At 33.9% G+C, this 21,041-nt stretch carries 11 protein-coding genes; all 11 read right to left on the bottom strand.

Going from position 1 to position 21,041, the window contains the following annotated elements; translation table 11 throughout:
- Positions 1–28: 28 nt before the first annotated feature.
- Complete coding sequence (locus BUE22_RS16890; RefSeq protein ID WP_073396808.1) at positions 29–2,170, bottom strand: gliding motility protein RemB; 2,142 nt, start codon at positions 2,168–2,170, stop codon at positions 29–31.
- Positions 2,171–2,914, bottom strand: coding sequence for a deoxyribose-phosphate aldolase (gene deoC / locus BUE22_RS16885; protein ID WP_073396805.1), 744 nt, complete (start codon positions 2,912–2,914; stop codon positions 2,171–2,173). It lies immediately after the preceding gene.
- Between the two features lie 116 nt (positions 2,915–3,030).
- Positions 3,031–3,417, bottom strand: coding sequence for a VanZ family protein (locus BUE22_RS16880; protein WP_042565647.1), 387 nt, complete (start codon positions 3,415–3,417; stop codon positions 3,031–3,033).
- Complete coding sequence (gene gcvH, locus BUE22_RS16875; RefSeq protein ID WP_042565646.1) at positions 3,410–3,790, bottom strand: glycine cleavage system protein GcvH; 381 nt, start codon at positions 3,788–3,790, stop codon at positions 3,410–3,412. The genes BUE22_RS16880 and gcvH overlap by 8 nt, the downstream gene beginning before the upstream one ends.
- An 85-nt stretch (positions 3,791–3,875) precedes the next feature.
- Positions 3,876–11,117 carry a T9SS outer membrane translocon Sov/SprA gene (gene sov / locus BUE22_RS16870; RefSeq protein ID WP_073396803.1) on the bottom strand — a complete coding sequence of 2,414 codons (7,242 nt, stop codon included), beginning with the start codon at positions 11,115–11,117 and terminating at the stop codon, positions 3,876–3,878.
- Positions 11,118–11,140: 23 nt separating this feature from the next.
- Entirely contained in the window at positions 11,141–11,722 is a 582-nt protein-coding gene (gene ruvA, locus BUE22_RS16865) for a Holliday junction branch migration protein RuvA (RefSeq protein ID WP_042565644.1), read from the bottom strand.
- Positions 11,723–11,798: 76 nt separating this feature from the next.
- On the bottom strand, positions 11,799–14,093 hold the full coding sequence (locus BUE22_RS16860; RefSeq protein WP_073396800.1) for an NADP-dependent malic enzyme: 2,295 nt from the start codon (positions 14,091–14,093) through the stop codon (positions 11,799–11,801).
- A gap of 157 nt (positions 14,094–14,250) precedes the next feature.
- A complete protein-coding gene (locus BUE22_RS16855) occupies positions 14,251–14,676 on the bottom strand; it encodes a CBS domain-containing protein (RefSeq protein WP_042565642.1) in 426 nt (141 codons plus the stop codon).
- 256 nt (positions 14,677–14,932) lie between these two features.
- Positions 14,933–16,936: an OmpA family protein gene (locus BUE22_RS16850; RefSeq protein ID WP_073396797.1), complete on the bottom strand. Its 2,004-nt coding sequence runs from the start codon at positions 16,934–16,936 to the stop codon at positions 14,933–14,935.
- 11 nt (positions 16,937–16,947) lie between these two features.
- Complete coding sequence (locus BUE22_RS16845) at positions 16,948–17,859, bottom strand: PorP/SprF family type IX secretion system membrane protein (RefSeq protein ID WP_042565640.1); 912 nt, start codon at positions 17,857–17,859, stop codon at positions 16,948–16,950.
- Positions 17,860–17,906: 47 nt separating this feature from the next.
- Positions 17,907–21,041 (bottom strand): T9SS type B sorting domain-containing protein (locus BUE22_RS16840; protein ID WP_143165856.1); only part of this gene is annotated, 3,135 nt, incomplete at its 5' end.

The following is a 21,041-nucleotide window of genomic DNA, read 5'->3' as shown; positions in this document are numbered from 1 at the left end:
CTATTATTTCGAAAAATCTTATTAAATGCTAGTAATCAAAATACCAATTAAAGACATCAGAACGTAATCCGATGGTAAACCATGTTGTACTTTGTTTAAAAGTGGTTGCTGTTTCTTGTGTTGGATCAAAGTTCCTATAAATAAAACTTCCAAATAATTTTAAATTAGTCATCGGATTTATTAAGTATCCTCCTTGAATGTCAGCAATAAAAATACTTGTTTTGTTACCTTGTCCTACTTTAACGCCAGTATCATATGGACGCTTTTCATCATAACTCTTATAAATATTTCCACCATAATTAAAGCTGTTCCCCGCAGTATCAAAATCTAAACCTCGTGTTCCCATTGTAAATTTAGCATCTCCAAAAATACGTCCTTTATGATAACGGCCAATTGCTACTAATTCTTCAAAATTACCTCCCCATTGATGCCCGATACTTTGATTATTATGACCATAGTTTGTAATAACTGCGCTATGCTCGTAAACGTAAGGACGCACATGATTATACTCAAGCTGTAACAATAAATCTTTAACTTTAAAAGCATTAAAATATTTAGCCCCAAGCTGATATCCGAATTTATTTTTCCAGCTCTGCTCTCCGGCTCCCATATCAGAAACTGAAAATTCATCTAATAAAAACTGAGCGTAAAAATTAACATCGTTATTCCACTTGTATTTAGCAGTCATCCCTAAAAGCGCATTTCCACTTCTTGAAGAAGATGCAAACTCAACAGAACGATAAAATATAATAGGGTTTACAAAATTTACATCAAATCCTCTATTATTTGTATCTGTCCAAACTACCGATTCAAAGAAACCAAAATTCAGTTTATTCGAAACGTTCCAGCTTAAATAATGATTCGCCATATACTTAGACGCATAGGTTTTTTCTACAGTAACATCTGGGCGCACATCTTTAAGCCACATATAAGTATTGGTGTATTTTATTTTCCAGAAAGTGGTATTGATTTTAAAATACGGATAAGGGCTCGCTCCATCACTTTCAAGCAACGAACGATATCCGTCTCCAATAAAATTTCTTCCATAACCTAACTGAAAATCAAAAATTTTACTTGGCGCAAAAGTAATATTGGCTTCTGCTAAAGGAAAATCGTAAGCATCACTTTTAAATCTTTTCCCAATGCCCATTCCGGGAATAATAGCAGGATTTCCACCTGAAGGCTTTAAGCTTTCTGCATAATCATTATAATAACCCGCAAATCGGCCTTGGCTTTCAAAAACAGTTGTTGTAAAATTAATTTGTTTTCCTAAACCTCCTCTAAAATTTAAAGCACGTGTATTTACAAAAGTATAAGAAGCATCAAGATCTGAAGCTTTACCCATTTGCAAATCAAGAATAGGATTTAGTGCTATCCAATAATCTTCACCCTGAATCTGAACTAAATTTTGATTCCAAAACTTTCTTCCCAACCAGGTCGAAACATTTTTTTGAAGTGATTCATTTACGGCTTTTAAATTATAATATTTTGAAACTTCAGCATAAGTATAAGGTTTTGAAGCAGTATGGTTGTTACTTCCAACCTGATTCATTGCGCCATCAAACTGCGCATAATAACTATGTGAAAACGGAATATTTAAATGACTTTCAAATTCAGGATTATTATATTTTTTATACACAATACTATCCAACTCAGTCATTGGTTTTTCGAGTGGTTTTTCAATTTCGGCTGCAGCCAAAGCTTCTGCTTCAATTTGATCGGCACTTTTTAAAGGAATGGCAATCGAAATTGTATATTTAGAATATGTTGGCTTTCCACTATATGATGAAGGTTTAATTTTCGGAAATGTACCAAAAACACGCTTAGCTTCTTCTGATAAAGCTTCGTTCTCTGCATTAACATAGATTACTTTAAATTCACCGTTAACATCTACTTCAAAAAGCACTTTTACTTCTCCCTGATAATTTGTTTGTTTTAAGTTTTCAGGAATTTGAAAATTATGATAAACAAAATCCTGAACTTCTTTATAAAAACAATTCTCTAATTTTTTTGATTGCAAATTTTCACAATTAGGAAAAACAGGAAATTGCTCTGTTGCAAAACCAGGCTTAACAGAACTATTATTCCTTTCCTGAGAAAGGGCAACTAAGGAAGACAGGATAAGAATAAAAGATAAAAAATTCTTAACGGTGTAAAATTTAATTTTCATTTAATATTGATTTGGGGTATTTCCTCCGTCTACAATTGTTTTTGCTGCCGAAGTTCCAATTCGCTTAACTCCTAAACGAATCATTTCTATTGCTTCATTATATGTCCGAACACCTCCGGCTGCTTTTACTGGCAACGGCGATGCATTTTCTAACATCATAATTATTGTTGGAATTGTCGCTCCGTTTGGCAAATCATTTTCAGTTTTAAAAAAACCGGTGGAAGATTTTACAAAAACCGAAGCATAATTTTCTTCTTTGAAATTTGATATAACAATATTTTTTATCAAAGCCGAAAACTGAATAATTTCTTTATCTGTCAAAGCAGCGACTTCAATAATCCATTTTACTGTTTTATTGTGTGCTAATCCAATTTGTGTACCTAATAAAACTTCCTCTTTCACTAATGTCAGATTTCCGTTTTTAAAAGCTTCATAATTGCAAACAAAGTCTAAATCATCTGCTCCATTTTCAATTGCTTCATTTGCTTCTTTAATTTTGGTTTCTATATCTGATTTACCTTCCGGAAAATCGATAACTGTTCCAACAAGTAAAGCCGAATTTGCTTTTAAAATCATTTCTTTTGCCAAACTTACATATTCCGAACGAATCATGATCAGTTTAAAACTTTCGCTAATGGCTTCAGAAATTGCTTTTTTTACCACGGTAAGATTTTCTACTTCCGAAAGTCCGGCTTGAGAGGCAGTTTTTAAGTACGTAGAATCTAAATATTGCTTAACATTCATGATTTTTAGATACATGTGGAATTTCGACAAAAATACATTTAAAATTCAGAAAAAAAACCTCTTTTTGAATCTTGCTTTTTTGGCAATAAAAAAACCCACCGAAGTGGGTCTTATTTTTATATTCTATCGATTTGTTTTTTTAAAGCTATAGCTGTAAAAAGACCTATTGTAGCTCCAATCGTATTTGCTAAAATATCTCTAACATCTGCCGCTCTTGTTGTTGTAAAAACACTTTGCAAAATTTCGATTGTAATTCCGAAAAAAACCGAAAATATGAACGAAATCAAATAAGCTTTATAATCATCAGGAGCTTTCCCTTTTAATTCTTTTTTAAAGAATAAAATCCAGGAAATTGTAAATCCAAAATGAAAACAAAAATGTACAATTTTGTCAATATTTGGAATATTTGCTACTGCAGGAAGATTACTTGAATCTGTTAAACAAAAATAAGTGATAATTCCTGAACAAATAATTGCCCAAAGAAGCAGTAGCTGTTTAGGCACCGATAAGTTGTTTATAAGCTTCGTCAGATAATAAAGTATCTATTTCTGATGCATCAGCAATTTTTATTTTAATCATCCATCCAGCTCCATAAGGATCAGAATTTACAGTTTCCGGAGCACTTTCTAAACTATCGTTAAAAGCAATAATTTCTCCTGTTAAAGGCAAAAACAAATCCGAAACTGTTTTTACAGCTTCAACAGTTCCAAAAACCTCGTCTTTATCAAGTGTCTGGTCTAAAGTTTCTACTTCAACATACACGATATCTCCTAACTCTTTTTGAGCAAAATGAGTAATTCCTACTGTTGCCACATCTCCTTCGATGCTAACCCATTCGTGATCTTTTGTGTACTTTAAATTTGCTGGTATGCTCATAATAGTATGTTTGAAAATTGATAATTTAATAATTTAGGCACAAATGTAATAATCTTCTAATGAAATCCCCTTTAGAAACTTAAAATTAATTTCCGAAATTATATCGAAGCGTAAAGCCTGAACGAATGTTCGTTAACGGAAACGATGTTGAAATTACCGCTTTCGAGAATGAATGATCATAATAGAATATTGCGGTTAAGTTTTTACTAAACGAATAATCAGCAGTAAGTTTTAAAGACCAAATATTTTGACCCGCTGCCAACTGATTGTTATCGTAATCTAAATATCGAACCAAAGTTTCATTATTTCTAAAAGAAAAATCAGCTTTTATATTGATGTCACTTTTAATGATTCCGGTTGGGTTATCTGCAAGTCTTGAAGAGAAAATTACATCTTTAAAACGATACCCTAATCCCACTACATATTCAATTCCTTTTACTTCCGTCAATAAATTATTATCGAAACTCATCGATAAAGCTCTGTCTTTTTTGATTTCAGTTAACAATCGTAAAGAACTTTTCAACTCAAAATCTACCCGAATAAGCGGACTAAACTGCTCTACCAAGTTGACGTTTGACATAATCGTTTTATTAAAGAAGTTTGTATTTACATCTTGAGTCGGATTGAGTACAGGATCTGCTATTGCTTTATCATAATCAAAATTAGACCTAAACTGGTTTATTGTATACGAAGCTCTATAATTGTGCTGCAATGAGAAACGTTTGAATTTATCTTTAAAAAATTTGTATCTCATTAAACCGTTGTATTTTATACTCCAGTTTGGAATTGGGAAATTTCTAAAAATGCCTGTCGATGTTTTCTCAGCATCACCTCCTGTGTACGCAGCAAGGAAAGCCGGTAATAATACAGCCTGATTACTTTTTCCGTAGCCTATAGGATATCCTTGATTAGATTCATAAATCTCTCTCTGTTTTTTATACGGATCTTCTGCTGCAGGATCTGTTGGTGCCGCCGGAATATCATTAACATCATATCTAGGTATTGCATTTCCTGCCCCATAATGATCCTCTGCCAAACGATTTGCTATGATTAAACGATTACTTCTAAAATCATCAAATGCAGCAGATTGAGTTTCATTACTTGTAGAAAAAGCTGTTCCTATCATAACAGTCGAAATCGAAAACATTCCATATGTATATGGAGATAGAGGTGTATAATTTCCATCTACCACACTATATTGTTCTGATGAATTTTCAGAATAAGAACGATCCATCGTTAAATCGATTTTTAAGTCTGGCAACAAATCTATATTAGTTGTTACTTTTAACAGTTTGCTTGTTACTTGTGTAAAGTTTTGATTAAACTCATCATAAGTGGTTAACCATCCGTTTTTGGCAGCTTCATATCGCACATCATCCTGACTTCCAAAAACGAATCCTAAAGATGGTTTTGAAGTCCCTAAGAAACCAACACTTGGTGTGTATCCCGGTAAAACAGTACCACTATTTTTAGTGTAATTGATCTGAATGTTTTTTACACTTGTCAAAATACCAATTAAGCCATCATAAAAAGGACTGCTGCTCGTCACAGGTTTTGCAGTATTCACAATTTTTTCTCCCGGTTTTGGTGGTGCTGCAGCTTTAGGTTTTGCCGTTTTTTTACCTCCAGGTGTCAAACCTAAATACTTATACAACGTATTCATATTTAATGTTGTTGTTAAAGTATTTGAATTTGCATTCTGGATAGTATTACCCAAATCAAATACATTACCATTATCATCAGTGTATTCAGAAAAAGCTGTTGAAGAACGCTGCCAATTATAGTCTGCTGTATAAGAATAACTAGCTTTTACAAAACTAAATATTGGAATTTTATTAATCGGAATATCATAATTCAATACCAATTGCTGCATGTGTTGATTTGGTGTTCCGATATCCCAATAGTCATCCCAAATATTAAAATCTTCTTTTGGGGTGTTATCATCATTTAAAAAATTCCTAACAATATTATTAGACGCTGCTGTATAATTTAATTTTAATGATTTTGTAAGGTTATAACCAAAACCGTATTGATAATTAAACGCGAAATTTCTTCTGTAAAGTGGATCAAGACCAATTCCCTCAACTTCGACTTCTCTATATTGCTGGCGATTGCTTTGTCTTAAAATATTAGTATTAAAAGTAATATTAGAAGGCAAATAATTAAAATTGAAGTCACTTAAAATTTTCCAATACTCACTTTTCTTCATGAATTTGGTTTGTTTAAAAGGTACTACTTCTTTAGGCTGAAAAGTATAAGCATAGTTTATTGCCGTATTTGACTGCTCATCTTCGTAATCTTCTACTTCATAATCATGGCGTTCCACCTGATTGTAAGATTGTGAAAAAGTTAAATTTTCAACATCGTAAATATGCTGTTTTTGTTCTGGAGCCCTGTCTTTTCTTACTCCAATAAAGTTGATACTTTTTCTTTTGGTATAATCTACAGCGCGTGTTCTGATATTATCTTTTTCTGCCTGATCAGTTGTTTCTCTTAACAATTGATCTAACTTAATATCCTGATTAAAAGGGTCGTATTCTGGCGTGATAACCTCTTCTCCGATAGCGTAATTAAATGGTAAATTAATTCCCCATTTTGGAGGAAGCAGTTTTCCTAAATTTAAATTCGTTACAATGTTATATTGTTGAATATCTTCACGATCTCTCTCGTTGGCACCTTGTTCTAATGATCCAAAACCAATAGTACTCTTTTTACCCGTTGCTGAAATAGTCGCAAAATCAGCCATATTGGTATCGATATTTAATATCGCAGCCATACCGCCTTTGTTATCCAAATCAGACATACGAAGTTCATTAAACCAAACTTCTCCTTTAATATCTTTATGATCTGCCCTACTTTTTACACCAACCATTAAATTTCGAACCAAACCAAAGTTAGGATTTCCTTTTATTCCTAATCGCAACGCACCATCTCCATCTCCTCCGTCAATTGTTGCATCATCATCTGGGTAATAGATTCCATTTATATCTCTCTTATCAGAATTAATATCGACACTCATTGCCTTAATTTTCATTCTGGTCAATAATTCAAGTGCAAGATCAATATCATTTTCTTCCAGCCAAACCTGATCTGCGCCTATTGAACATGATCCACCGGTTCTTGTTACTTTTAAAGGAATTTCGACTTGGTAAAAGTTTTGGGTAAAGTCATTTCCAAAACGAATAAAACCAACCATTTCATCATCTAATAATGTATTTTCGTTTGGCAATGATTCAGCGTGTAAAAACATTTTTAGTTTTTTGTACTGACGCATATCAACACTTACATTTTTAAAAACTGCTCTTGAATCTTGGTATTGTAAACCTGAACCTGAAACTCGTAACGCTAATGATTGTTCGTTTTGATTAATAACTGTATTGTTATTGTATAATTGTTCTCTTTGTACTCCTGGTGGAATTACATAATTTACCGGACATTTTGTACCGTTTTCCTGAACGTTTACTGCTAAAACATCAAAGTCTGTACCGTCATCATCCTGATTTGTATCGTTTGCGTCAAGAGTACTTGTATATCTTCTCCACTCTCCTCTAACTAAATCTAAAGCTCCAAAACGAACTGTCATCTGATCATTAAAACCTGTCATGAACATACGCATAAATCGAATAGATCTAAAATCCGTAATGTTTCCGATTGTATTTTGAGGCTGAGCAACAGGAATTTTAAACTGAATCCATCTTGCATTTGTTGTAGCTCCATTTGGCAGCTCAATATTACTTACTTCACGAATATCGGTGATGTAGTTTTGTCCAACCTGCATTCCCGGTTTTAAATCAATACTATATTCATAATAAGCATTAATCGTGTTCATTGTATTATCACGGTTAATATCCTCAACATCCGGCAATGTTGTAGAACCACGATTTGGATCATCTATACTAACAGGAGAATTCCCTTCTACTCCATTATATTTTTTATAACGGTCCAGAACTCCTCCTTCGGTATTTAAATAATAGGTATAATCATCTGCCGCAGGGTCAGCTTCTCCTGCATAATTCGTGTACACAGATCCTTCTTTAGAATTTGGTAAACCATCCAGACCTACGTCTTGATTTTTACGATTATCGGCATTTGTATCAAACGCATAAATTAAGGATTGAGATGCCGGAACATCTCCCCAAATTGGCTGAGGGTTTACTAAAACCTGACCTGGGCCTAATCCGTTTTCATACTGTTTTCTTCCGTCTTTTAATACATCTTCAGAAACTTCACCTAAATTGAAATAGATTTTACCGGTGTTATTTGTTTGTGCTTCACCATTTCCAACATAAGGATCCAGTACCCAAAACTGTATGTATTCAACATTTCCCTGCTCAAAATTAGTTGAGTTTAAAGAACGCATGATTCCACCAAAATTAGAAGTTGCCGGATCTGAATTGAAAGTTGGGTTATTGTTATATGGTCCTCTTTCAGAAGGATAATAACTTAAATCCAATGTGTTTATTACTTGTATCTGACCCTGGGCAATATCTGTGTTTGGATATAATTCTCTGCTATATATTCTTCTTGTTGTATTTAATGATAAATCATCGTTTGAAATACCAGATGGTTTTGAGGAATAAAACACTGGATCAATCGTATACCATGACAATTTTGCTCTTTTAAAACCATAGTCTAATGTACTTGAACTAGCATTAAAAGTGTTATCGTTTATTGAATTTAAAAATGGTGTAGAAGCTAAACTCCACGCATAAGCCGAACGCATATCAATAGTAGATTGTGACCCTTCAAAATCATCTATATAAATAGTTGCTTCTCCTTCAAAATCACTCGCTTTTGGAGCATCTGGTTTTAAAAATGCAATTTCTCCCCGAACAGAAAGATTAGAAGGAACATCTGTATCTATATTTGGCAGTTTATTTACTAGTCTTGTAAAGAAAGGAACTTCGGTTGAAAAATTCCCATTAAAACCAAAAATGGTATTATTTACGGATTCCTGACCATAACTTGACTTTTGAGTAAATGGTCTTTCAGTCATTTTTAGGTACGTTCCTCCAACAACAAAATTCTCCGAAATTTTATGTTCGATATTGAATCCCATAAACCTTCTGGTTTGTTGTCCAAAGATTGAATTGTTTTCTAAAGAAACTTCAATTGGTGTATTTGACGCCTGAAGTGAAGGATCAAGAATCTGAACTCTTCCTAATTGATAATCGACACTATAATCAATACCTTCAACAAGAACTCTTCCCGCAGCCGTAACTACAACAGAACCCTGAGGAACATTGAATGCACCAATAGGAATACCATTACTTCCTGAAGATTTGTATTTTCCTCTCAATAAAAACTTATTTTTATCACTGTCCTGTAAAGCTCCGGATTGTGTGTTTCTATACATATTTCTAAACACATATTTCTGCTGATTCGCATTATATGTACTTGGATCATTATAGTTTTCACCTGAACCTGTATTTTGTAATTTTTTAAATATCAGTTCCCCAAATGGTTCTTTGGTGGTAAAAACAATTCGGCCGTTTTGAACATCTACTGTTATTCCCGGAATATAATCAAAGAAACCATCACCTCCTGTTTGCGGATCGTTATTATAATTTAATCGGTCAAGATTAAATACGTTTAATAATGGTGTCTGGTCTACTTTGTTATCTCCAGTTGGACTTGGAGGAAAGTTAGTTCCCGCAACTGGTGATATATAATTTATAGGAGACGGATCTGTATAAAGAATATTCAACCTGAAATCGTCTTGTTTTATTTGATAGGCTTGTGGAATTTGATACACGTTTTTCATCATCAGGTTCCAAACCGGATTCTGAACGTTGGTTAAACTACTTTTCAGCATTTTTAAAATCAAACTCTGTGTAATAACGGCCTGATTAGATGTGTTATTTCCTGTAACCACAGTTGCATCAACACCATCACTACCAAATTCTCCAACCTGATACACCTGGCCTCCAACAGTATATTCAAAAGCTACTGCAAGAATTTCATCATTAGCCAAACGCTGTTGCAATGAAATATAACCTAATTGCGCGTTAAAAGTATATTCGTTTGTAGTCAGCTTTCGGGCATTTTCTAAAACGGAATAATCTGTTCCTTCACTTACATTCGCATTATTGAAACCTGATTTTGCTGTTACAATTTCTCTAATGTTTGAATTTAAGAATGAACCTGCCTGCCCAATAAGTTCAGGATCATATTTGTTGTTATTGTTATCTGTTGGCGAATCTATTGGATTGTTAAAAAATCCTGCTGTTGGATTGGTAACAACAATTTCATTATCAGGAATACCGGTTAATTGCCCTTCTCCTAAATCCTGAAGCGCGATAACATTTCTTAAGTTATTGTTCGTTGTGCTTACCCTGTTTTGTTTATTGGTAACCCAAACTTCTAATCTGGTAATTTGAACACGGCTATCTATAAAAGGATAGTTCCTTAATGAGGTATCGTACTTGTTTCTAAAGTACTGCGAAAGGAAGAAATGTCGATCGTTATCATAGTCTAATGCATAAAGATCAAAATTTTGAACCGTTCCTCCACCTTCTGCAACTATACTTTTTGTTTGTGATTTTTGTTCTGAGAAAACTCCTGTAACTGTCGTCTTTCCAAATTGCAATTGCGTTTTCACACCAAATAAGCTCTGAGCCCCACGAATCAGGGAGCTGTTTAATGGCATGCTAACATTACCAACTTCTACTTTTTGAATAATATCATCTTCAGAAGGCGTGTAAGCTAATTTGAATAAGTTTTGAAAGGCAAATGTAGATTGTGTATCATAATTAGCATTTACTTCTAATCTGGTACCTACTTTACCCATTAAACTCATACTGATACGCTGATCAAAATCAAAAGTAAGACTTGATCTGTTTCTTGGAGAAAATGAAGGATTATCCTGCTTGGTATAACGAACACCCAAGTCCATTTCTACAGATCCTGTAGGTTTTACATCAATTGTATTACTACCGAAGATACTTTCGAAAAGACTTGAATTGATATAATATCTTGGCAGCAAATCTTTCTTAGCCGCCTCACTTCCTGTCTTTTTACCATCAATAGCATCGGATTTTTTCCTAAAATAATCTCTTCTTGATTCTTTTAAAACTAAATCTTCGTATTCTTTTGGTGTTAGAATAATAGGGTAATTTATAGAGAAACCATCTACAGAATTTGTATAAATATATCGATCTGTAATTGGATCGTATCTATATGCCGAAAGAATACTTGGAGGATCTGCGAGTTCTACTTTACCGGTAGAAAATTGAGTTTTAGTTGTATCTTGAACTGTTTGATTTACTTGCGCACGCAAAACATTCCCGCAAAACAAAACAAGTAAAAAAATACAAATTTTACGCATAGAATTAGTTTAACTTAATGAGTTTATAAGCTTTTTAACGCCTTTTTAATGATGGTTTCTACAGTAGCCTCAGGATCTTCTTTTACGATCTTCTCTACTACTTTTTCAGAAGTCTTTCGAACAAAACCTAAAACTTCCAAAGCAGATAACGCTTCATCTCGATTTGTATTGTTTTGAACTACCGAAACTTCATCTAAATCGTACAATTTTAACACTTTTTCTTTTAAATCAAGTATTACTCTTTGTGCTGTTTTGTTTCCAATTCCCTTAATAGACTGGATTATACCTACATCTCCTGAGGCAATTGCGTTTATAATTTGTCTTGGTTCTATTGATGATAACATTGTTCTGGCAATGTTTGCACCAATACCTGAAACCGAAAGCAGCATTCTAAATATCTCACGTTCTGATTTTTCGACAAATCCAAATAAAGTATGCGCATCTTCTTTGATCAGAAGATGCGTATACAATTTTATAAAATCAGCATTAGGAAGTAGTGAAAAGGTATGTAAAGATATATTTATGTGATATCCTACACCTCCACAATCTATCACAACTTCGGTGGGATTCTTTTCCACCAATTTCCCTTGCAAATGTGTTATCATAATTTAATTTAAAGCCCCAAATATAACAATAATTGCAATAAAAAGACGACAAAATTATTGTTAAATTAAAATATAGTTATTCTCTGGCAAGTTTATTTTTTTTATTTTCTTTTTCCTGAGCATCAATTACTGCGATTGCAGCCATGTTAACCATTTCTTCTACGCTTGCACCTAATTGAAAAATATGGACCGGTTTGCCCATACCCATCATAATAGGACCAATAGAATTTACTTTATATAATTCTTTTAATAACTTATAAGTAATATTTGCCGATTCTAAGTTAGGGAAAATTAAGGTATTAACTTTTTTACCTGCTAATTTAGAGAAAGGAAATTTTTCCTGAAGCATTTCCGGATTCAAAGCAAAATCTGCCTGAATTTCTCCATCAACAATCATTTCAGGGTGATTTTTATGCAAATAAGCTACAGCTTCTCTTACTTTTGACGCTCCAGGACTTGTAGATGATCCAAAGTTTGAAAATGACACCATTGCAATCACTGGTTCAACACCAAACATTTTAGCTGTTTTTGCTGTCATAATAGCAATATTCACTAAATCCTCAGAAGATGGATTTATATTTATTGCTGTATCTGATAAAAACATTGGTCCTCGAGATGTTAACATCATGTTTGCGGTTGCGACAAGTGACGCTCCGTGTGCTTTGTCTATTAATTGCAACATTGGTTTTACAACACTTGGATAACTTCTTGTATGACCTGTTACCAAAGCATCTGCTTCGCCTGAGTTTACCATCATGGCTGCAAAATAGTTTCTTTCGCGCATGAATTTTTGAGAATCAAGAAGCGAAACTCCTCTTCTTTCTCTTGTTTCCCAATATAAAGTGGCAAATCTGTTTCTTCTTGCCTCTTCTTCAGTAGTTTTAGGATCAATGATTTCAATATCAGCATCAAAACCTAACTCTTTTTTAAGTCCTAAAATAATCTCTTTATCTCCTAATAAAATCGGAAAACCAATTCCGTCTTCATGAACAATCTGCGCTGCTTTAAGAACGTTTAATTGGTCTGCTTCTGCAAAAACAATTCTTTTTGGATCCATTTTTGCACGGTTTGTCATTAAACGCACCATTTTATTATCGTTACCCATACGCTCACGAAGTGCATCTTCATAAGCTGCCCAGTCTGTAATAGGATTTTTTGCAACTCCTGATTCCATTGCAGCTCTTGCAACAGCTGGCGCTACAATTGTAATCAACCTTGGATCAAATGGTTTTGGAATGATATATTCCTGACCAAAACCTAATTTTGTTGCTCCGTAAGCTACGTTAACCTGCTCCGGAACTGGTTCTTTTGCCAAAATAGCCAAAGCCTTAACAGCAGCCATTTTCATCGCTTCGTTAATTTTTGTAGCTCTTACATCCAGCGCTCCTCTAAAAATATAAGGAAAACCAAGAACATTGTTTACCTGATTAGGAAAATCAGAACGTCCCGTAGCCATAATCACGTCTTTACGCGTTTCTACAGCTAAATTATAATCGATTTCCGGATTTGGATTTGCCATTGCAAAAACAATCGGATTGTCTTTCATTGTTAATAACATTGCCGGCGTTAAAATATCTCCCGAAGATAATCCGATGAAAACATCAGCTCCGTTTACGGCTTCTGCCAATTCAATTTTGGCACCGTCAACCGCGTATTTTAATTGTAATTCTGATAACGAAGGATTGTCTTTTGTTAAAAGTCCTTTACTATTAAACATCATTATATTCTCGACTTTTACGCCTAACAAAACATATAAATCAGTACACGCAATCGCAGCCGAACCTGCTCCTGAAACTACGACTTTTACATCTTCTGCTTTTTTTCCTGCCAATTCAAGCGCATTAATCAATGCTGCCGAAGAGATAATTGCCGTACCATGCTGATCATCGTGCATTACCGGAATATCCAATTCTTCTACCAATCTTCTTTCTATTTCAAAAGATTCCGGCGCTTTAATATCTTCCAGATTAATCCCTCCAAAAGTTGGGGCAATATTTTTTACAGTCTGAATAAATTCTTCAACATTTTCTGTATTTACTTCAATATCAAAAACGTCAATATCAGAGAATATTTTAAAAAGTAATCCTTTCCCTTCCATTACCGGTTTAGAAGCTTCCGGACCTATATTTCCTAATCCTAAAACAGCTGTACCGTTTGAGATAACGGCAACTAAATTTCCTTTTGCTGTATATTTGTAAACGTCTTCTACGTTTGCTGCAATATCTAAACATGGCTCTGCAACTCCTGGCGAATAAGCCAAAGATAAATCTCTTTGTGTTGCATATTTTTTTGTTGGAACTACCTGAATTTTTCCTGGAGTTGGTTCTGAATGGTACAGTAACGCCTCTCTTCTTTTACTCTCTTTGTTCATTGTTTTTTGCTTTTATTCTAGCTTACAAAGATATAAGTCTTCACTTAAAATGGCGTGTTTTTATAGCTTTCTTTTGTTAAAAAGAAAATTGAGGTAATAAAAAAATAGCCCAAATTATGTTGGACTATTTAATTACTAGGTGTCTTTTTTATTTATTTTATTGTGAAATATAAGAATTCAAATGATTAATTGTGTCTTTTTGAATTTCTATAATTGCTTTAACAACGTCGCTTATAGAAATTATTCCAACTACAATTTCATTTTCTAAAACCGGTAAATGTCTGATTCTTTTTGTACTCATCAGTTCCATGCAATCTTCAATATTATTGGAGAGTTTGACAGAAAAAACATGGCTTTCCATAATTTCATGAACAAAAGTTTCTTTGGATGATTTGTCCTTTAAAACAATTTTTCGAGCATAATCCCTTTCAGACAAAATACCTTTTAAATCAGATCCGTCTATGACAAGAATAGCTCCGATATTTTTTTCGCCCATTACTTTCAATGCTTCAAAAACAGTTGTTGTTGAACGTACTGAATACACATTTCTCCCTTTTGTGTTTAATATTTGTTCTACAGTCATATCTGAAAAATTTAGTCCTATAAAGTTAGAAAAAAATAAACATAAAAATCATTCAGCCTCATTTTTTAACCCCATAAATATCTCATTTTAAACATTATACATCGTATTTTTGAATTTAAGAATTTTCTAACAAAGAATAGAATCATTTTCAAAGTTTTTTTGCGAATAACACACCACTTTTGATCAAACTTAGTTTTTACAAATAAAAAAGCCCTTTTCTAAAAATTTAGAAAAGGGCTTATATTGATAAATTTATTTACAAATAAGTAATAATAAATTCGCTTCGTCTGTTTTGCTGATGTTCTTGCTCGGTACATTTTACACCATCGGCGCAGCGGTTTACCAATTTGGTTTCTCCGTATCCTTTTGCTGCTAATCGATTGCCGTCGATTCCTTTTTGAATCAGCCAATTTTTGGTAGATTGTGCTCTTTTTTCTGAAAGGACCATATTGTTTTCTGCAGATTGCCTACTGTCTGTATGAGAACGAATGTCTAATTTTAATGTTGGATACTGGTTTAAGATATCAACAATTTTCTGCAATTGTGGTTCTGAACTTTTTTTAATCGTCGCTTTACCCAAATCAAAAAAGTTCATCGGAATATGTAGTAATTTCGCCAGATCTGTTCCTACTTTAATAGATTTAATTATTACAGGATTAACTTTAGTGGTTTTAACAACTACTTGTTTTGCAATCAAAGGTGTAAATTTCTTTTGGATAGCAATTGCCAAAGTGGTTTTTCCATTTATTCTTTTTAATGCTATTGGAACTTCCTTAATTTCATAATCTGTTTTGGATGTTTTTATGAAATATTTTTTACCGCATTTTACATTTGGAAAAATATAATTTCCGTTTTGATCTGAAACTACTTCTGCAACAAATTGATAGGCTTCATTAAATAATGACAATGTTACATTCGAAAGTGTTTGATTTGTTTCTGCATCAGTAACAGTTCCCATTAAATCCTGCTCACAAACTAGTTTTCGAATTTCTGTAAATCTGTAAACATCATCAAGTCCAAGACTATTTTCTCTGTTTGAAGAGAAAAAACCATTTCTGTTTTTACTATTAATTATAAATGCAAAATCATCTTGTTTGCTATTTATTGGTTCTCCAAGGTTTTGTACTTCTTCAAATGAACCATCATTGTTTATTTTTGCAACAAAAACATCAAGTCCGCCTAAACCAGGACGGCCATCACTGGCAAAGTAAATTTCGTTATCGTTTGATATAAATGGAAATGTTTCTCTGCCTTCAGTATTGATATCTGCGCCTAAATTTTCGGGTTTCCCATAAGTTCCATCATTATTGATGCTTGCTTTAAATAAATCAGACAAACCTAAAGTTCCCGGCATATCTGATGCAAAATACAAGATCTTTTCATCAAAACTCAATGCAGGATGCGCAACGCTGTATTGATCGCTATTAAAAGGAAGTTCCTGCACGTTGCTCCATTCATCATTAATTAAAATTGCTTTATAAAGCTTTAGCAATGTTACTTTATTTTCGCTTTGACCTCTTTTACCTTTTATAGAATTGTTTTTGGTAAAATACATCGTTTTTCCGTCTTTTGTAAAAACGGGTGTCGATTCGTTGAATCTTGTTTTTAAACCTTTTTTATGAAAAAATACAGGATTGCTAATACTTCCGTCTGGCATTAAGTCAACAGCATATAAAGCAGAAATAGATTTATTTGTCCATTTAAAGTTCTTTTTTATGATTCCGCCTGTATCTCTGGCAGAGGTAAAAACGAGTTTATTATCTATAAGAGCACTTCCGTAATCAGAATCTTTAGAATTAATTCCGGCATCGGCAATTTCATATCGCCCTGAATTTGCTTTAATATCATCTAAATAATTTCGGTTTTTCTTAAACAAAATTCCTCTTTTGTCCAAAGGCGCTTTTTCGCTAAAAATATCTAAAATTTCATCTGATTTAGTATAATTTCCAGCCGATTTTAAGCATTGAGAATATATATACAAATACTCTGCTTCCTGATTTCGATTAATCGCAAATAATTCCTGATAGCATTTTAAGGCTTGTTTCAAATCACCGGTAAAGTAATACGAGTTGCCCAGTTTCTGAAATACGTTTTCTTCGGTACTGCCTTCTTTTATTGCATTTTCGTATAATTTTATTGCATCAGCGTAAGCATAATTATTATACTTTTTATCTGCCTGCCTTACGCTTAAACTTTGAGCATTTGCATTAAGAAAAAAATTAAATAACAAAAAGGTATAAAGTAAATTTTTAATCTTCATATTTAAATTGCTTAAAAGAATCTTGGTGATGTCATTCTATTATAATTATTTAAAAAGTCAAAGCGCAGGAAAATTTCATGTGAACCTGAATTGTATTTTCGTAAATTAGTAGTTTCATGATCGTAACCATACCCGATGTACAAACCATTTGTAACCTGAAAACCTGCCAACGCACTTACTGAAGCGCTCCAGCGATAAGCAAGACCTACAACAAACTTATCATTAAACATAAAATTACCCGAAACATCAACCTGCAAAGGCGCTCCTTCTACCATTTTTGTTAATATGGCAGGTTTGAATTTTATATACTCTAAACGATCTAAATTAAACACATAACCCGCTATAAAATAGTAGTTAATTTTGTCTTTAAAAATGGCAATATCATTATCATTATAGCGATTTGTCTGAATAAAATTAGGAACAGATAATCCTAAATATGCTTTATCAGAATGCCAATAAATACCGGCGCCCACATTTGGAGTAAACTTATTTTTTAAGTCCTGAAATTGCGGATCATCCTGATCTTCAAAACTTAATTTGTTTAAATCAATATTAAAAAGATTTGCTGTTCCTTTTATACCAAAGGAAAGCTTAGCCGATTCGGAAGTTTGAATACTATAAGAGAAATCAGCCGACAATGTATTTTCGTTTGTTGGCCCGATTTTATCATTTACCAATGAAACTCCCAACCCTAATTTCTTATTATTTAATGGTGTATTTATAGAAAAAGTACTCGTTTCCGGAGCGCCATCAAGACCAACCCATTGCGTACGATATAAACCAAAAACACTTAAAACGCCTCGTGATCCTGCATAAGCCGGATTAATTTCTATGGTATTGTACATGTATTGTGTATATTGTGCATCTTGTTGCGCTGAACACACAACTGAAAAAAACATAAAAACTAAAATTAATTTTTTCATTTAATAAGTTTTAAAAACGGCTTAGCTAAACTAAGCTGCATATTTTTTTATTTATTGATATATAAGTAACCTGATTTTTCATGTTGATTTGACTCACTGTCTCTATATTTCAGAATATAGAAATAAGTCCCAACAGGTAATCCTTCTGATTGTTTCATGGTTGTTCGTCCTGCAGAATATCCAAAAAAAGCTCTGTCTTCATTGTTATAGTGATCAATATCAAAAACTAAAACTCCCCAACGGTTGTATATTTCAACTGTATTCTCAGGATAACATTCTAAGCCCTGAATATAAAATCTCTCGTTTTTACTATCTCCATTTGGAGAGAATCCATTAAGAACTGTTATCTGACAACCATTTAATGGTAAAACTGTAGGTTTATCTTCCATGTTATTAGAATCATCTGATTTATCCTCAACTACAACTCCTGCTGCACTTTTTCCTTGCACAATTGCCTGATTGCTTACACTTCCACCATTGATATCACTTTGGTTTATCTTATAAATAGCTGTAAAATTATTTTCATCAGATTCGTTTACACCTAAATCAATTGCATCTCCTGAAAGTATAATTCCTGGTAATAAATCCGAAACTATAATTTTCATTAAAGGAACATTACCTGTATTTGTTATTTTGAATTTATAGGTAATTGTCTCTCCTGCATTTGCATATCCGTCTTTATTTTCGTCATTGAAAATTGCTGTTTTAATAATTGCAATTGCCGGAACTTCAACAAAAACACTTAATGTTGCTGTAGCACAATTTGTTGAATTTGCTTTTTCGCAGATTTGGTATGTTAATGTATAACTTCCTCCAGGTGTATTTGGTAATACATTTACCGTTCCGTCTGAATTAAATTCAAAATAAGAATTTGGTGTATTTGAAATCACAACATCTGATTCATTTACAGGCAAACCGTTTAATAGGTCATTATCTAAAATATTGATGAAAGCTAATTGCCCATTGATTCCGTCTACAAAAACTTGTCCATCATTATTAGCAACAATTGGCGTTGCAGGAGTAACTGGCATAACTGCATTAACTTTAACACGTACAATAGCCTGGCTGCAGTTTTTTGAATCTAGTTTCTCACAGATTTGATAGGTAAGTTCATAAGTTCCTGAAGGTGCGTTTGCTCCTAAATTTACTACTCCATCAGAACCTACGGTTAAGAAACCTGTTGGATCTGCCGTTACAATTGTTAAGTTTAAATCATTAGGTACCACAGCAATTCCGTTGTTTGTATCATTATCAAAAACATTCACAAGAACCTGGGGCAGTTTTGATTCCACAACTGAAGGAATTACATCAGGATTTGCCTGAAGTCCATCACCTGTAACCACAATTATTGAAGTTGCACTGTCACAGTTTGTCGGATTATTGATCTCGCAAATTTTGTATTCTACATTATAGTTTCCTGCCGGAGTATTGGCCGGTACAGTTACAGTTCCGTCTGCATTCAATACAAATCCTGTTGGAAATGTTACCGCTGAAAGCTTTACTTCTCCAGGATTTGTTCCGATAACAACCGGATTTCCGTTTAAGGTATCATTGGCAATTAACGATTCTGTTGTTCCACCAAGAACTCCATTAACTACAGCTGTTGTTGTTTCTTCAACTGCATTGATAACTGGTGTGCCAACTGTTACTTTTACTGAAGCCGAACTGCAATTTGCCGGATTTAGCTTCTCACAGATTTGGTAAACGATTTCATAAATTCCTGAAGGTGCATTTGCTCCCAAGGTTACGGTTCCGTCAGGGTTTAAAGTTAAAAATCCTGTTGGATCTGCTGTTACTATTGTTAAGTTGACGTCATTTGGTACAACAGCGATGCCGTTGTTTGTATCATTATCAAAAACATTTACCACAGTTTGTGGCTGGTTTGTAGCAACTACCAAAGCTCCTGCATCAAGATTTGCGATTAATACACCGCCTGTAACAACAATTATTGAAGTTGCACTGTCACAGTTTGTCGGATTATTGATCTCGCAAATTCTGTACTCTACATTATAATTTCCTGCCGGAGTACTTGCCGGCACAGTTACGGTTCCGTCTGCATTTAATAGAAATCCTGTTGGAAGCGTTACCGCTGAAAGTTTTATTTCTCCTGGATTTGTTCCGATAACAACTGGGTTTCCATTTAAGGTATCATTGGCAATTAACGATTCTGTTGTTCCGCCAACAACTCCATTAACTACAGCTGTTGTTGTTTCTTCCACTGCATTGATAACTGGTGTGCCAACTGTTACTTTTACTGAAGCCGAGCTGCAATTTGTCGGGTTTAGTTTCTCACAGATTTGATACACGATTTCATAAATTCCTGAAGGTGCGTTTGCTCCCAAGGTTACGGTTCCGTCAGGGTTTAAAGTTAAAAATCCTGTTGGATCTGCTGTTACTATTGTTAAGTTGACGTCATTTGGCACAAGAGCGATGCCGTTGTTTGTATCATTATCAAAAACATTTACCACAGTCTGTGGCTGGTTTGTAGCAACTACCAAAGCTCCTGCATCAAGATTTGCGATTAATACACCGCCTGTAACAACAATTATTGAAGTTGCACTGTCACAGTTTGTAGGGTTATTGATCTCGCAAATTTTGTATTCTACATTATAATTTCCTGCCGGAGTACTTGCCGGCACAGTTATGGTTCCGTCTGAATTTAATACGAATCCTGTTGGAAGCATTACTCCTGAAAGTTTTATTTCTCCTGGATTTGTTCCGATAACAACTGGGTTTCCATTTAAGGTATCATTGGCAATTAACGATTCTGTTGTTCCGCCAAGAACTCCATTAACTACAGCTGCTGTTGTTTCTTCCACTGCATCAATAACCGGCGTACCAACTGTTACTTTTACTGAAGCCGAACTGCAATTTGAAGGGTTTAATTTCTCACAGATTTGATACACAATTTCGTAAGTTCCTGAAGGTGCGTTTGCTCCCAAGGTTACGGTTCCGTCAGGGTTTAAAGTTAAAAATCCTGTTGGATCTGCTGTTACTATTGTTAAGTTGACGTCATTTGGTACAACAGCGATGCTGTTGTTTGTATCATTGTCAAAAACATTTACCACAGTTTGTGGCTGGTTTGTGGCAACTACAGAAACTACTGCATCAGGGTTTGCGATTAATACACCGCCTGTAACAACAATTATTGAAGTCGCACTATCACAGTTTGTCGGGTTGTT

The sequence above is a fragment of the Flavobacterium pectinovorum genome, from assembly GCF_900142715.1.
GTDB lineage: Bacteria > Bacteroidota > Bacteroidia > Flavobacteriales > Flavobacteriaceae > Flavobacterium > Flavobacterium pectinovorum.
The sequence above is the reverse complement of the archived record's forward strand: the minus strand, read 5'-3'. Positions and strand labels throughout refer to the sequence as shown.